This is a genomic window from Trabulsiella odontotermitis (assembly GCF_030053895.1).
Classification (GTDB): domain Bacteria; phylum Pseudomonadota; class Gammaproteobacteria; order Enterobacterales; family Enterobacteriaceae; genus Trabulsiella; species Trabulsiella odontotermitis_C.
This window is the reverse complement of sequence record NZ_CP125781.1, coordinates 3,198,478-3,213,916: the sequence shown is the minus strand read 5'-3', so window position 1 is coordinate 3,213,916 and position 15,439 is coordinate 3,198,478. Positions and strand designations below refer to the sequence as shown.

Genomic DNA, 15,439 nt, shown 5'->3' with positions numbered 1-15,439 from the left:
TCTTTATCGGGCTCGCACTGTGTTCCAGGCCGGGTAAGGCGCAGCCGCCACCCGGCACTGAGGGCGAATTATTTGGTCACTTTATCGTACCACACCATATCGGCATTCAGACCCTGCTGATACCCCTTCACGTTATCACGCACCACGATCTGGGTTTTGCCCTGGTCGATGAACACATACGGCGAGCTGCGCTGCAATTCTTCCTGCATGTTCTTGTACAGGTCGAGACGTTTTGCCGGATCAGGTTCCGCTACGGCGGCCAGCGTTTGCTTGTTCAGATCCGGAATCTCCCACCCGTTGAGGCCCGCCACGGTACTGGATTTCCCGTCATTCCAGGCGAAAGCGCTGGCGTTGGAGTGAGCGTCAAAGTAATCGGGGATCCACAGACGAACTGCTGCCTGATGCTGTTTCGCGCGTACGCGGGCGTACACCTGACTACCGGCCGCGGGCAGTAAGTCCACTTTCACGCCGCCCTGCGCAAAGCTCGCCTGCATCGACTGTGCGATGGTGATAAACGGCGGTTTGTTTTCCACATCCAGCGTGAAGTGCGCATCTTTAATGCCGGCTTTTTCCAGAATCGCTTTCGCTTTTGCCGGATCGAATTTGAACGGGTTGTCCTCAAGCGCCCCCGGCAGTCCCACTGGCAGGAAGCTCTGATGAACGAAATACTGACCTTTCAGCAGATTTTTGGTAATACCGTCGTAATCCACCAGCCAGCGCGCCGCTTCCCAGAATGCCGGGTTTTTCAGCAACGGGTTGGCGCTGTTGGCGGTATTAAACGCCACGTAGTTTTGCTCGGCAGAAGGAATGCTCAGCACCTGAATACCCGCTTTGCCCTGCAACGCGGCAATCTGATCGGCGCCGAGATCGCGCGCCACGTCAGCATCACCTTGCTGGATCAACAGACGGCGGGAGGCCGGGTCCGGCACGTTTTTAATGATGATGTTTTTCAGTTTCGGCGCACCGCCTGGCGAGCTGGCGTTGGCATCCAGCACGATGGCCTGATGCGGCTGATAGACACGCATTTTAAACGCGCCGCTGCCAGCGGAGTGCATTTTCAGCCAGGTGTTGCCGAAGTCGTCGCCCTTCACGTTAGCGGCCACCAGTTTTTCATCAACGATGGAGGCAATCGGCGTGGAGAGAATGTTCAGCGCCACCGCCGGGCTGACGTCCGCCGTCCAGTGCAGTTGCAGCGTATGGTCATCGATTTTCTTCAACTGGCTGTCGATGTTGTCCGCTTCCCAGCCAAGCACGTTAAGAATGAATGCCGGAGACTTGTTCAGTTTCACCGCGCGGGTATACGAGAAAATCACGTCTTCCGGGCGCAACGGGTTGCCGGAGGCGAATTTCGCATCGCTTTTCAGCGTCACGGTCAGGGTTTTGGCGGCGGGATCAGCCTGCCAGCTTTCGGCGAGGATCGGGGTGATTTTTTCCGGGTTATCGCGATCCGGCTGCACCAGCCGCTGATAAAGACTCGGGACGGTCTGAATACTCGACAACTCGTTGGCTTCGGCCGGATCCAGGCTGACGATATCGTCGAGCCCCTGAGCAACGACCAGCGTGGTGGGCGGTGTAGCGGCCCAGGCGGAGGCTGACAGCGCAGCCAGTATTACTAACGGCAACAGTTTCTTAGTCATGAGCAACCCCTGAAAAAAATGAATATTGTCTGATTATTATGCTCCGCTACGTTAGGACGCCATGAAAATTCCGTAAAGTCATAATTCAGAATAATTTATTCGATAAAAGTATAGTCAGGAACGGAAAAGCATTAGCCCGTGGTGCGGGCTAATGAAAGGGGCGGGATTACCGGCGGACCGGGTCGTTACCGGCAACATAGTAAGGGGCGTTGCTTTTCGGCAGTGGCGTTTGCTGGCGAATGGCATCGGCGATTTTCTCGCCAATCATGATGGTGGTGGCGTTCAGGTTGCCGGTAATGATTTGCGGCATGATCGACGCATCCACCACCCGCAGGCCTTCCAGACCATGCACGCGACCTTCGCCGTCGACCACCGCCATCTCGTCATAACCCATTTTGCAGGTGCCGCACGGGTGAAAGGCGGTTTCAGCGTGGTTACGCACGAACGCATCAAGTTGTTCGTCGGTCTGGCAGTCGATACCTGGGCTGATTTCCCGACCGCGGTATTTATCCAGCGCGGGCTGGTGCATGATTTCGCGGGTAATGCGGATAGCGTCGCGGAACTCCTGCCAGTCCTGCTCGCAGGACATGTAGTTAAACAGAATCGCCGGATGCTCGCGCGGATCGCGTGATTTCAGCCGTACATGGCCGCGACTCGGCGAGCGCATGGAGCCGACGTGGCACTGGAAACCGTGCTCTTTTACTGCATTGGAGCCGTTGTAGTTAATGGCAACGGGCAGGAAATGATATTGAATGTTCGGCCAGCTAAATTCATTACGGCTGCGGATAAAACCGCCCGCTTCAAACTGGTTGCTGGCGCCGACGCCGGTGCCGTTAAACAGCCATTCCGCGCCAATCTTCGGCTGGTTCCACCACTGCAGCGCCGGGTAGAGCGATACCGGCTCTTTGCACTCGTACTGCAAATACATCTCCAGGTGATCCTGAAGGTTTTCGCCGACGCCGGGCAAATCGTGCACCAGCGGGATCTCGTGTTCTTTCAGTAAGGCAGCGCTGCCCACGCCGGAGCGTTGCAGGATCTGTGGCGAGGCGATGGCACCCGCGCACAGCAATACTTCTTTGCGCGCCGTCGCTTTCGCAGGCACCGTGCTGTCGCCTTCCAGCCACTCCACACCCACCGCGCGTTTGCCGTCAAAAAGGATATGGTCGGTCAGCGCATGGGTTCTGATGGTCAGATTCGGTCTGGCTTTCGCCTGATCCAGATACCCGCGGGCGGTACTGGCGCGACGCCCCTGCGGCGTCACGGTTCTGTCCATCGGACCAAATCCTTCCTGTTGATAGCCGTTGAGATCATCGGTGCGCGGATAGCCCGCCTGCACACCCGCCTCGACCATCGCATGGAACAGCGGATTGTTGTTCTCTTTCGCCGTGGTGACGCTCACCGGGCCGTCGCCGCCGTGGTAGTCGTTGGCGCCGATATCGCGGGATTCCGCTTTGCGGTAGTAGGGCAGGCAATGGAGATAGCTCCAGTGTTCAAGACCCGGCGCATCGGCCCAGTTGTCGAGATCCATGGCGTTGCCGCGGATGTAACACATGCCGTTGATGAGTGAGGAACCACCAAGCCCTTTGCCGCGTCCGCACTCCATCCGGCGGTTGTTCATATGCGGTTCAGGCTCGGTCTCATAGGCCCAGTTATAGCGTTTCCCCTGTAACGGGAAGGCCAGCGCCGCGGGCATCTGGGTACGAAAATCAAAACGGTAATCGGGGCCGCCTGCTTCCAGCAGCAGAACGGTGGTCTCCGCGTCTTCCGTCAGTCGTGTTGCCAGTACGTTGCCGGCAGAACCGGCACCAATAATGATGTAGTCAAATTGCATTGCACCTCCGGGTTAAAAAATGGACTGAAATTTCGCCATCTCGACCTGGATGGATTTCACTTGTGTATAGCTTTCCAGCGTCATCATGCCGTTTTCGCGACCAATGCCGGAGTGTTTGTACCCACCGACGGGCATTTCCGCCGGGGATTCGCCCCAGGTATTGATCCAGCAGATCCCTGCTTCCAGTTGATGAATAACGCGATGCGCGCGGTTGAGATCGGCGGTGACGACGCCAGCCGCCAGACCATAATCGGTCTGGTTGGCGCGGCGAATCACCTCTTCTTCGCTGTCATACGTCAGGATGGACATCACCGGGCCAAAGATCTCTTCGCGTACGATGGTCATGTCGTCGCGGCAATCGGTGAATACGGTGGGGGCAACCCACGCGCCGTTGTCAAAGTCGTCGCCTCTGAGTGCGTCGCCGCCACACAGCAGAGTAGCGCCTTCCCGGCGGCCCGCGTCCATGTAGCGCAACACGTTGTCGCGATGCGGGAAGCTCACCAGTGGGCCGAAATTGGTCGCGCTGTCGAACAAATCGCCTGCGCGGATGCGTTTTACGCGTTCCAGAATGCGCGATTCAAATTCCGCTTTCAGCGTGGCAGGCACGAACACCCGCGTGCCGTTGGTACACACCTGACCGGAGCTGAAGAAGTTCGCCATCATGGCGATGTCCGCCGCGAGACTCAGATCGGCATCGTCAAAAATGATCAGCGGCGATTTGCCGCCCAGCTCCATAGTGACCGCTTTCAGTGACGAGGCCGCCGCGTTGGCCATCACTTTTTTGCCGCTGGCGACACCGCCGGTAAACGACACTTTGGCAATGCCAGGATGTTCTGTCAGATACTGCCCGGTCTCCGCGCCGACGCCCGGCAGCACGTTAAACACGCCATCCGGCAGACCCGCTTCACTGTAGATTTCCGCCAGTTTCAGCGCGGTCAGTGGCGTCACTTCGCTCGGTTTGAAGATCATCGCGTTGCCTGCGGCGAGTGCGGGGGCGGATTTCCACAGCGCAATCTGAATCGGGTAGTTCCATGCGCCGATGCCCGCAACGACACCGAGCGGCTCGCGGCGGGTGTAGACGAACGAGGTGTCGCGCAGCGGGATCTGCCGGCCTTCCAGCGCCGGAATGAGCCCCGCATAATACTCCAGCACATCCGCGCCGGTAACGATATCCACTGTCGAGGTTTCGGAGAAAGGCTTGCCGGTGTCGAGGGTTTCCAGCTTCGCTAATTCGTCATTGCGATCGCGCAGAATATCGACCGCCCGGCGCAGAATGCGTGAGCGTTCCATAGCGGTCATCGCCGCCCAGATTTTTTGCCCCTGTTGCGCGCTTTTCACTGCGCGGTCAACATCATCGCGCCCGGCGGCCTGGACGGTCGCCAGCACCTCGCCATTCGCCGGGTTAAGGGTTTCGAAATGATTGCCGCTGGTGGCATTTGTATAACCGCCATGAATATAAAGCTGTTGTTCGGCCAGTCGGGACATGGTTCCTCCGTTAGTCAGTAGCCGGTGGTAAATGCTGGCTGATGAAATGATGGGTCAGGGTTCGGGCGCGCTCCTGTTCGAACGGCTTACCGCTGAGCGCGGCGTGCAGCCAGAGTCCGTCGATCAGCGCCGCCAGACCGTGCCCGGCCTGTTGCGCCTGGTCGCGCGGCAGCTCGCGTCTGAATTCGTAAACGATGCCGGAGAGCAGGCGACGACTGCTGACCTGTTGCAGCCGCCAGAGCATCGGCTGATGCAGGCTGCTGGCCCAGAACGCCAGCCAGGCTTTCATTGCCGCCGGGCTTATCTGGCTGTCGTCAAAGTTGCCCTCGACAATCGCCTGTAGCCGCCGCTCCGCCGACGCGCCAGGTAACGCCCGTAAACGGCGTAATACCGCATCGCGCAACTGGCTGGTGATGTCGCGCATGGTGGCTTCCAGCAGACCGTTTTTATCCTGAAAATAATGGCTGATGATCCCGGTCGATACACCCGCCCGGCGGGCGATCTGCGCGATGGTCGCATCGTGCATTCCCACTTCGTTAATGGCCTCAAGCGTGGCGTCGATCAGCTGTCGGCGTCGTATCGGTTGCATCCCCAGTTTGGGCATTTCTCGCCCTCCATTCATCAGCTCAGGTTATCCATTAAAGCGGTTTTTGATTGGACGTTCAATATAAAATGTGTCTTAATTGTTGCCGATTTGATTTTAAATAGTTACAAAAAGAGTGAGGTTATGGGATGACAGATCTTCCGCAACCCAGAGAAAAGGACAAAATCAATCCGGTGGTTTTCTACACCTCCGCCGGACTGATTTTGTTGTTTTCCCTGATGACTATCTTCTTCAGTGATTTTTCGGCGGCATTGATTGGCCGGACGCTGAACTGGGTGTCAAAAACCTTCGGCTGGTATTACCTGCTGGCGGCAACGCTGTATATCGTTTTTGTGGTGTGTATCGCCTGCTCGCGCTTTGGTTCGGTGAAACTGGGGCCGGAGCAGTCGAAACCGGAGTTCAGCGTGCTGAGCTGGGCGGCGATGCTGTTTGCCGCCGGGATCGGCATCGACCTGATGTTCTTCTCCGTTGCCGAGCCGGTGACCCAGTATATGCTACCGCCGGAAGGGCAGGGGCAGACGATGGAAGCCGCGCGTCAGGCGATGGTCTGGACGTTGTTCCATTACGGACTGACCGGCTGGTCGATGTACGCGCTGATGGGCATGGCGCTCGGCTACTTCAGCTACCGTTATAACCTGCCGCTGACCATCCGCTCGGCGCTCTATCCCATCTTCGGTAAGAAGATCAACGGCCCGATTGGGCATACCGTCGATATCGCGGCGGTGATCGGCACTATCTTCGGGATTGCCACCACCCTCGGCATCGGCGTGGTGCAGCTTAACTATGGCCTGAGCGTACTGTTTGATATTCCGGATTCAATGGCGGCAAAAACGGCGCTGATCGTGCTGTCGGTGATCATCGCCACTATTTCGGTGACTTCGGGCGTCGATAAGGGCATTCGCGTGCTGTCAGAGCTGAACGTGGTGCTGGCGTTGGGGCTGATCCTGTTTATCCTGTTCATGGGGGATACCGAATTCCTGCTTAACGCGCTGGTGCTGAATGTCGGCGATTACGTTAACCGCTTTATGGGCATGACGCTGAACAGCTTCGCCTTCGATCGCCCGGTCGAATGGATGAACAGCTGGACGCTCTTTTTCTGGGCCTGGTGGGTGGCATGGTCGCCGTTTGTCGGTCTGTTCCTGGCACGTATTTCCCGCGGGCGCACTATCCGCCAGTTCGTGCTGGGAACGCTGATCATTCCGTTCACTTTTACCCTGCTGTGGTTGTCTGTGTTCGGTAACAGCGCGCTGTACGAAATTATTCACGGCGACGCGGGCTTTGCGCAGGAGGCGATTGCTCACCCTGAGCGCGGTTTCTACAGCCTGCTGGCGCAGTATCCGGCGTTTACTTTTAGCGCCTCGGTGGCGACCATCACCGGGTTGCTGTTTTACGTCACCTCGGCGGATTCCGGCGCACTGGTGCTGGGGAACTTCACCTCAAAACTGAAGGATATCAACAGCGATGCGCCCAACTGGCTGCGTATGTTCTGGTCGGTGGTGATTGGTTTGCTGACGCTCGGCATGCTGATGACCAACGGGATCTCCGCCTTGCAGAACGCCACGGTGATCATGGGGCTGCCGTTCAGTTTTGTGATTTTCTTCGTGATGGCCGGACTGTATAAGTCACTGAAAGTGGAAGACTATCGCCGCGTCAGCGCCAGCCGTGATACCGCGCCGCGACCGCTCGGTGTCCAGGATCGGCTGAGCTGGAAAAAACGGCTGTCGCGCCTGATGAACTACCCGGGCACGCGTTACACCAAACAGATGATGGAGACAGTATGCTACCCGGCAATGGAAGAAGTGGCGCAGGAGCTACGGGTACGTGGCGCGTACGTTGAGCTGAAAAGCCTGCCGCCGGAAGAGGGCGATATGCTGGGTCACCTGGAATTGCTGGTGCATATGGGCGATGAGCAGAACTTTATCTACCAGGTGTGGCCGCAGCTCTACTCAGTGCCGGGCTTTACCTACCGCGCCCGCAGCGGGAAATCGACCTATTACCGGCTGGAAACCTTCTTACTGGAGGGGAGTCAGGGCAACGACCTGATGGACTACAGCAAAGAACAGGTGATCACTGACATTCTGGACCAGTACGAGCGTCACCTGAACTTTATCCATCTGCATCGAGAAGCGCCGGGAAACAGCGTAATGTTCCCCGGCCTGTGATTACCAGCAGGCAAAACCGCCGTCGACCAGCAGATCCACGCCAGTACAGAACGACGCGGCATCGCTGGCAAGGAAGATGGCGGGGCCTGCCATTTCGTGAACCGACGCCATGCGCTGCATCGGCGTCTGGCTTTCAAACGCCTTCGTCTGATGCACCATCTCCGGGCGCGTGTTCATCGGCGTGGCGGTGTAGCCCGGGCTGATGCTATTGACGCGGATATTCTTATCCACCCATTCCATCGCCAGACTTTTGCTCAGGTGAATAACGCCCGCTTTCGAGCAATTATAGTGCGCCTGCTCAAGACCCCGGTTGACGATCACCCCGGACATCGAGGCGATGTTGATAATCGACCCGCCGCCGGACTCCAGCATCAGTTCGGCTTCCGCTTTGCAGGAGTTCCACACACCGGTGAGGTTGATATCAATCACCCGCTGCCACTGCTCGGCATCCATTTCCAGCGCCGGGTTGGCGTTGGCGATCCCCGCGGCGTTGACCGCCACATCAAGACGCCCGTACTGCTGTTTCGTCAGTTTGACCGCCTCGCGCAGATCGCTGAGTTTGCGTACATCGCCGGTAAACAGGCAGGCTTCGCCACCGATGGCCTCGATATGTTTAACGGTGTCGGCAAGACCGCCGTCATCACGCAAATCAAAACAGACCACTTGCGCGCCGGCGCTGGCAAAACCCCAGGCGATGGTCTGCCCGATACCGCTGCCTGCGCCCGTCACGAACGCGACGCGGCCTTTGAGGGAGAACAGTTGTTGGGCAAAATCTTTCGCTATCATGGTGCTGTCTCCCTCAGGACATGATCAGGCCGCCATCGACGTTGATCGTCTGGCCGGTGATATAACGCGCATCGTCAGAGGCGAGGAACGCCACCAGTCCGGCCACGTCAGCCGGTTGCCCGGCGCGTTTCAGCGGAATACCTTCCACCCATTCCGCCATCAACTCGCCTTTGCCGTAACGTTTTTTGTCGCTGCTGAGGATCTGCCCCCAGACGCGGTCGTTGTATTCCCACATTTCGCTTTCGATAATGCCCGGGCAAAAGGCGTTAACGGTGATATTCCACGGCGCCAGTTCATGGGCGAGGCTCTGGGTGATGCCGATCACCCCCATCTTGCTGGCGGCGTAATGCGGCGTGTAGATGAACCCTTGGCGACCCTGACCGGATGAGGTGTTAATCAGGCAGCCGTGGTTTTGTTTCACCATATATTTCGCCGCTTCACGGCAGCACAACCAGACGCCGGTCGTGTTCACTGCCAGCACTTTTTCGAAATCGGCTTTCGGCATATGGTCGAAATAATCAATGGTGATCACCCCGGCGTTCTGGATGGAGACATCAATGGTGCCGAAACGTGCCGCCGCCTGTTCGTACAGTGCGCGAACCTGTGCCTCATCGGTGACATCCACCTGCAGGGAGAGGATATCGGCCTGATAGCGCTGGCGTATCTGTTCGGCGGTTTCATGCACGCGCTCCGCGTTCGATACCATCACCAGCCGGGCGCCGTCACGGGCGAAACGCTCCGCAATGCCTGCGCCAATCCCCCGACATGCGCCGGTGATCACAACCGTTTTGTTGCTGAAATCTCGTTGCATTTGTTTCTCCTTAATAAAACCGGGCCACACGGTGCCCGGTGGAATGTCGGTTAACCCTGCGGGGCGGCGGTTCCCTGAGAAACGGCCTGTTTCTCTTCATGGCGGCGGAGCAGGATGACTTTGTTCTGCAGGCGTTGCTGGAACTGATCGACCACCACGGCGGTGACGATAACCACGCCTTTGATGACCATCTGCCAGAAATCGCTGACGCCCATCATCACCATGCCGTCGGCGAGGAAGACGATGACAAAGGCGCCGATGATGGAGCCGGAGACGCGACCGCGACCCCCGGCCAGTGCGGTACCGCCGAGCACGGTGGCGCCGATGGCATCCATCTCAAACATGTTGCCGGTCATCGGGTGGGCGGTCTGCAACTGCGAGGCGACAATCAGCCCGACCAGTGCCGCGCAGAGGCCGGAGAAGGCGTAGACAAAAATCTTCACTTTGACGCCCGGCACACCCGCCAGACGCGCGGCGGATTCGTTGCCGCCAATGGCATAGATGTATCGGCCCAACGGGGTTTTGGTGGTGATCCAGTAGCCGAGCAGCAGGAAGCCTATCATCAGCCAGATGGGAATGTAGATGCCGAGCAGTGTGCCGGAGCCGAGAATAGCAAAACCGGTATTGCCCAGCGCGTCCATACCGTTGAGGTTTGGATAGGTGCTGCCGTCGTTGAACAGCAGCGCCACGCCGCGCGCAACGTACATCATGCCGAGGGTGCAGATAAACGGCGCCACGCCGAAGCGGGTGATGACGGTGCCGTTAATAAAGCCGACAATGATGCCAAACACCGCGACGCATAAAATCACTTCCGGGACGTTGAAAAAGATGATGTTGCCGCCCCAGATGGGCATACCGTTGGTCAGCAGCGCCCCGGCGACCATGCCGCAGATCCCGGCGACCGCCCCGACGGAAAGGTCAATGCCACCGGTGAGGATCACGAGCGTCATGCCAATCGCCAGCAGGCCGGTAATGGCAACGTGCTGGGTCATAATCAACAGGTTAGAGGTGGTCAGGAAATTCGGCACCATCACGCTGAAGACGGCGATAACCAGCAGCAGAGCGATAAACGTTCTGGCCTTCAGCAAGTACATATAGAGCATATATTTCTGATTCATGATCGATTCCAGCCTGATTAATCTTGTGGGGTTGATGCGGCAATCAACTTTTCCCGGGTGACTTCGTGTCGCGGTAAATCGGCGGTGATGCGACCGTCGGCCATCACCAGAATGCGGTCCGCCAGCGCCATCACTTCATCCAGTTCGGATGAAGAGAACATCACCGCCAGCCCCTGCTGCGCCATTTTGCCGATCAGGTGATAGACATCGGTTTTGGCGCCCACGTCGATACCCCGCGTTGGCTCATCGAGAAACACCACCTGCGGTTGCGTCATCAGCGCTTTCCCCAGCACTACTTTTTGCTGGTTGCCCCCGCTGAGCGAGGTGATCGGCAGTTCGGGGTCGCTGACTTTGATCGCCAGTTGCTGGATCATCTCCTTCACGCTGGCGCGTTCCTTGTGGGGATTGAGCCATTTCCAGGCCCGGCGAAAACCCTGCAGACTGAAATCGGAGAGCGTCATGTTGGACTGAATCGACATCATCTGGATCACGCCTTCGCCCTGGCGATCTTCCGGCACCAGCGCCAGCCCGTGTTTCAGGCGGGTCTGAAAATGGGCTTTATCAAGGCACTGGCCGTTCAGGTGGACGCTGCCCTGCTGGCAGGGCATCAGCCCCACCAGCCCTTTAAACAGCTCGGTGCGCCCGGCGCCTAACAGGCCATAAATGCCGATCACTTCGCCTTTTTTCAGGCTGAAGCTGACGTCGTTGAGCTTGTAGCCGCCGCTCTGGTGCAGCGCCGTCAGGCCGCTGACGTCGAGAACGGTTTCGCCCTGGGGGGCGGGCTGATAATCAAAATGTTTTTTCTTATCCCCGACCATCTGTTCGATGATCCACGGAATGCTGGCCTCACTGACTTTCCGTTCGCTGATAAAGCGCCCGTCGCGGAAAATAGTGATGTGATCGCCAATTTCCATCAGCTCTTCCAGCCGGTGGGAAATATAAATAATGGTTACGCCGCGGCGTTTGAGCTGATCAATCACGTTAAACAGCACTTTGACTTCCGACTGGCTGAGTGCTGAAGTCGGTTCGTCCATAATCAACACGCGGGTGTCTTTGGAGAGCGCACGGGCAATCTCCACCAGTTGTTGGTGGCCGATGCCTAACTCTTCGAGTGGCGTATAGGGGTCGACATCCAGCTCAAGGCGGTCAAGCAGCGCTTTCGTCAGCTCATATTGATATTTTTCGTTGATTTTTCCGTGTTGAAAGAACTCGTTAGCGATAAAAATGTTGTCCATCACGTTCATATTCGGGAACAGGTTCAGTTCCTGAAAAATAATGCTGATGCCATTTTTTTCCGCCTGATGGGTGGAATTAAACGAGACCGGTTTCCCTTCCAGCAACATTTCGCCGGAAGAGGGCGATTCCACCCCCGCCAGCATTTTCATCATGGTGGATTTGCCGGCGCCGTTTTCGCCAATCAGGACGTTCACTTTGTTGCGATAGACCCGATAGTCCACGTTATCCAGCGCGATAACGCCAGGATAGATGCGGGACAGCGCACGAGTTTCGATAATCACATCGGGTTCAGCAACCGGTGAGGTAACGGGCTCTTGTTGTGACATCTTACTGCCCCCCTGCGCGGACGATTTTCGCGGGCGTCACATCGGGCAGGGTGTCAGGAACATCCCAGGCCGAGAACACGCCGTACACTTCCGCCTGCTCGCCGGTTTTTAACGGCGTCGCCTGGATCATTTTCACGGCCTGATCGTTAATGGCCCGACCATAATCGCCGTACAGCACCTGATCGTTAAAATCGCCGTAACTAAGGCCTTTGTAACCGTCGCGCAGTTGCGTCCCGCGGATCGTCGGGCCGATTTGCACCACCACGACATTGCCACTGGTATCTTTGATGGTCATTTTGCCGCTGCGTGAGGCGGTATCGATTTTTTCAACGCTGCCTGCAACTTTCACATAGAAAATGCACGGGTTTTCATCCTGCGCGCGGTAGCCCAGGGTTTTACAGGCGGTATCAATATCTTTGGCGGCATGCAGGGCGGTCAGCAGTTCGCCAGCAGGGCGTGCCAGCTGTACCACCTGCGGCACCAGTTTTTCCTGCCAGGTTTTTGCCGCTTCGGCCATGTGCGGGTTCGGCGGCGTTTTCAGGTCGGCGAGCTCTTTTTCAGACACGATCCGACAGCCTCCGAGCGCAATGATGGCCAGCGCCAGCCAGGCTTTTCTGTACATAACTCTCTCCTCTGCGCCCCCGGAGCGGGGGCGCGACAACCCGAACTCAGGACTTGATATTGAAATCCTGTACTTTGTCTGCGTTGTCCTTTTCAATCAGGACGCCGCGGAACATCACGCGTTGTTTTTCCGGGGTTTTCCCGTGTTGCAGGTAGTTATCGAGATCGGTCACCCCTTGCGCTGCAATGGCCTGTGCCTGCAGCATCACAGTGGCCTGGAGAGAGCCGGCTTTCACCGCATCGCGCTCGTCGTTGCTGCCGTCGATACCCACCACCACCACGTCGGTACGGTTTGCGGCTTTCAGCGCTGCAATCGCGCCGAGGGCAACCGGACCGTTACCGCAGATCACGCCTTTCACGTCAGGGTGCGCCTGCAGAATACTGTCCATAATGCGTTTGCCGTCGATCAGCGTGCCTTTGGCATCCTGGCGGGCAATGCTGACCATATCCGGGTACTGGTCGATCACCTGGTGGAACGATTTAGAGCGGGTGACGCAGTTGTTATCCGCCAGGTTGCAGGTCAGTTCCGCGTATTTGCCTTTTTCGCCCATTTTCTCGACGAAAACGTTGGCGACTTCAGAACCGGCCTGGAAGTTGTTGTGGGTGATCTGCACCAGTGCCACGTCATCGACCGGGATTTCACGGTTAATCAGGACCACCGGAATACCGGCGTCTTTGGCCTTTTTAACGGCGGCGACGCTGGCGGTGGAATCGGCGTTATCGAGGATGATCCCCTGAACTTTTTTACCGATGGCGGTATCAATCAGTTCGTTCTGTTTTTTAACGTCCTCACCGTGAGAAAGAATGGTGGTGGAATACCCCAGCTCCTTCGCTTTTTCACTGGCGCCTTTCGCCTCAGAGGCGTAGTACGGGTTATCCAGTGAGTTCACAAGGATCATAATCGTGCCTCTCTCTGCGGCCTGGGCAGACAGAGAAAAAGCAGTCAGGGTAGCAACGGTTAACAGCGATAAACGTAATTTCATGACAATGTTCTCTCTATATAGTTATTGTCGGGTACGGTTGAAACAACGTAAGGCTTTAATACTTTTCAGTTTCTGTAGAGGGCTTAATGGGTCGGCTTCCATAGCGTGCGTTCCACGGCATCCCGCCAGCCTTGCCACCGGGCCTGCAATCGCTGATGGCGATCGGCATCCGGGCGGAATTCACTGTGCAGCGCAAGAAACGCTTTCATTTCCTGCACGGACACCTGGGTCAGCGCTTTTCGCGCCAGCAACGCCGCGCCGATCGCCGACAGTTCCGGTACATCGCTGCGCATTACCGGGCAACCGAGCAAATCGGCCTGATACTGCATTAACCAGTCATTTTTCGTCGGGCCGCCATCGACCATCAGCGCGGTAAGGGTAAAGTCGCTGTGCTGGCGCATCGCCACCACCACATCGGCAATCTGATAGGTGATCGATTCCAGCGCAGCGCGGATCAGATGCGCGCGCTTCACGCCGCGGTTGAGCCCGCAAATCACGCCGCGCGCCTGCGGATCCCACCAGGGCGCGCCGAGCCCTGTCAACGCCGGAACGAAATAGACGCCGAGCGTCGATTCCACCGAGGCGGGCAGGGTGTTGAGTTCATGAGTGAGTTCTTTCTCTGACAGTTCGCTCAGCCCGGTGCTGTCCGCCATCCACGCCACGGCATCGCCGGTGTGCGGGATATTGCCTTCCAGCCCGTAAATCAGCCGTTCGCCGTCATGCCAGGCGATGGTGGTGGCTAAAGCGTCGATATTGCACTGGGCGGTGCTGACCGGCGCCATTACCGACGATCCGGTGCCATAGGTGGCTTTAACACAGCCCAACTCGCCCAGCGCATGCCCGAACAGCGCCGCGTGGGAGTCGCCCACCATCGACATTACCGGGATGCCGTCAGGAATGGCCGGTAAGCCACGGGTATAACCAAACAGGCCGCTGGAGGGTTTTATCTCTGGCAAAGCGTTGCGCGGAATGCGGAACACTTTCAGCATCTCGTCGTCCCACTGCCCGGTTTGCAGATTGAGCAACTGGGTGCGCGAGGCGTTGGAAAAGTCGCAGCTGAATTGCGCGCCGCCAGTCAGATTCCACAGCAGCCAGCTGTCGATCGTACCGAGGCAGATCTCGCCATCCTCCGCCAGCTGCTGCCCGTCAGGCACCGATTCCAGCAACCAGCGCATTTTGGATGCGGAAAACATCGGTGAGACGGGCAGACCAGTGACGGTTTTGATCTGCTGCTCCAGGTTGTCGCGTCGCAATGCTTCGCAAAAACCTGCACCACGCGTGCACTGCCAGGTAATGGCCGCATTCAGCGGTTTCCCACTGCTGCGATACCAGCCGATGGCGGTTTCCCGCTGGTTGCTGATCGCCAGAGCGGCGACATTCTCCGCCCCGACCTGCGCGACCGCCTGTGCAATGACCTGCAGCGAGGCGCTGACCAGCATTTCACCGGATTGCTCGACCCATCCTTCGCGTGGCGTCTGGATGGCGAGCGGTTGAGAAAAACGGGCGACAACGTTGCCGCGGCCGTCAAGTGCGACGGCTTTGGCATTGGTTGTCCCTTCGTCCAGCGCAATAATGATCTCTTTTGTGGCTGTGAACATAGTTTTTCTCCTGCGTCACACTCCGGCCTGCCCCTGGTGGTGGCATCGCGTTTCTGTCAGGTTTCGGTGTGACATTTCGTTATCACTTTTGCAATCACTGAATATATATTCGGTGTTGATTATTTATTTAATACCTTAGCCAGATTCATACGAGCGGGCCACTGGCAAAATCATCATTTGTGCTGATAATCACATTTATCGTCACAAAGAAAAGGTAAGCAGCGGGAAAAATGAGAAGGAA

General features: G+C 57.4%; 12 protein-coding genes. 1 reads left to right on the top strand and 11 read right to left on the bottom strand.

All coding sequences use genetic code 11. From position 1 onward, the window contains the following. Window positions 1-68 precede the first annotated feature (68 nt). The 4 genes from QMG90_RS15410 to betI form a co-directional block, all read right to left on the bottom strand. Window positions 69-1,637: an ABC transporter substrate-binding protein gene (locus QMG90_RS15410; protein ID WP_283280504.1), complete on the bottom strand. Its 1,569-nt coding sequence runs from the start codon at window positions 1,635-1,637 to the stop codon at window positions 69-71. A 166-nt stretch (window positions 1,638-1,803) separates the two neighbouring features. Beyond that, window positions 1,804-3,468 carry a choline dehydrogenase gene (betA, locus tag QMG90_RS15405; protein ID WP_283280503.1) on the bottom strand — a complete coding sequence of 555 codons (1,665 nt, stop codon included), beginning with the start codon at window positions 3,466-3,468 and terminating at the stop codon, window positions 1,804-1,806. A gap of 12 nt (window positions 3,469-3,480) precedes the next feature. Beyond that, window positions 3,481-4,953 carry a betaine-aldehyde dehydrogenase gene (gene betB / locus QMG90_RS15400; protein ID WP_283280501.1) on the bottom strand — a complete coding sequence of 491 codons (1,473 nt, stop codon included), beginning with the start codon at window positions 4,951-4,953 and terminating at the stop codon, window positions 3,481-3,483. A 10-nt stretch (window positions 4,954-4,963) separates the two neighbouring features. Then, the gene (gene betI / locus QMG90_RS15395) at window positions 4,964-5,557 is read right to left on the bottom strand and encodes a transcriptional regulator BetI (RefSeq protein WP_283280500.1); all 594 of its coding nucleotides are present in this window, start codon (window positions 5,555-5,557) and stop codon (window positions 4,964-4,966) included. 128 nt (window positions 5,558-5,685) lie between these two features. On the opposite strand from betI, the gene QMG90_RS15390 reads away from it, so the two are divergent. Further along, window positions 5,686-7,719 carry a choline transporter gene (locus QMG90_RS15390; RefSeq protein ID WP_283280499.1) on the top strand — a complete coding sequence of 678 codons (2,034 nt, stop codon included), beginning with the start codon at window positions 5,686-5,688 and terminating at the stop codon, window positions 7,717-7,719. Here QMG90_RS15390 and QMG90_RS15385 read toward each other — a convergent pair whose 3' ends face one another. From QMG90_RS15385 to QMG90_RS15355, 7 genes are all read right to left on the bottom strand, one after another. Next, window positions 7,720-8,505 carry an SDR family oxidoreductase gene (locus QMG90_RS15385; RefSeq protein ID WP_283280498.1) on the bottom strand — a complete coding sequence of 262 codons (786 nt, stop codon included), beginning with the start codon at window positions 8,503-8,505 and terminating at the stop codon, window positions 7,720-7,722. It abuts the gene before it with no gap. Window positions 8,506-8,518: 13 nt separating this feature from the next. Continuing rightward, on the bottom strand, window positions 8,519-9,316 hold the full coding sequence (locus QMG90_RS15380; RefSeq protein ID WP_054179833.1) for a glucose 1-dehydrogenase: 798 nt from the start codon (window positions 9,314-9,316) through the stop codon (window positions 8,519-8,521). A 50-nt stretch (window positions 9,317-9,366) separates the two neighbouring features. Beyond that, on the bottom strand, window positions 9,367-10,434 hold the full coding sequence (locus QMG90_RS15375) for an ABC transporter permease (protein ID WP_283280495.1): 1,068 nt from the start codon (window positions 10,432-10,434) through the stop codon (window positions 9,367-9,369). A gap of 17 nt (window positions 10,435-10,451) precedes the next feature. Continuing rightward, window positions 10,452-11,996, bottom strand: coding sequence for a sugar ABC transporter ATP-binding protein (locus tag QMG90_RS15370; RefSeq protein WP_283280493.1), 1,545 nt, complete (start codon window positions 11,994-11,996; stop codon window positions 10,452-10,454). A gap of 1 nt (window position 11,997) precedes the next feature. Next, window positions 11,998-12,618, bottom strand: coding sequence for a DUF2291 family protein (locus tag QMG90_RS15365; protein WP_283280492.1), 621 nt, complete (start codon window positions 12,616-12,618; stop codon window positions 11,998-12,000). 46 nt (window positions 12,619-12,664) lie between these two features. Further along, window positions 12,665-13,600, bottom strand: a complete 936-nt coding sequence (locus QMG90_RS15360; RefSeq protein ID WP_283280490.1) for a D-ribose ABC transporter substrate-binding protein — start codon at window positions 13,598-13,600, stop codon at window positions 12,665-12,667. 83 nt (window positions 13,601-13,683) lie between these two features. Continuing rightward, window positions 13,684-15,198 (bottom strand): FGGY family carbohydrate kinase, encoded by a 1,515-nt coding sequence (locus QMG90_RS15355; protein ID WP_283280489.1) that lies wholly within the window; start codon window positions 15,196-15,198, stop codon window positions 13,684-13,686. Window positions 15,199-15,439 lie beyond the last annotated feature (241 nt).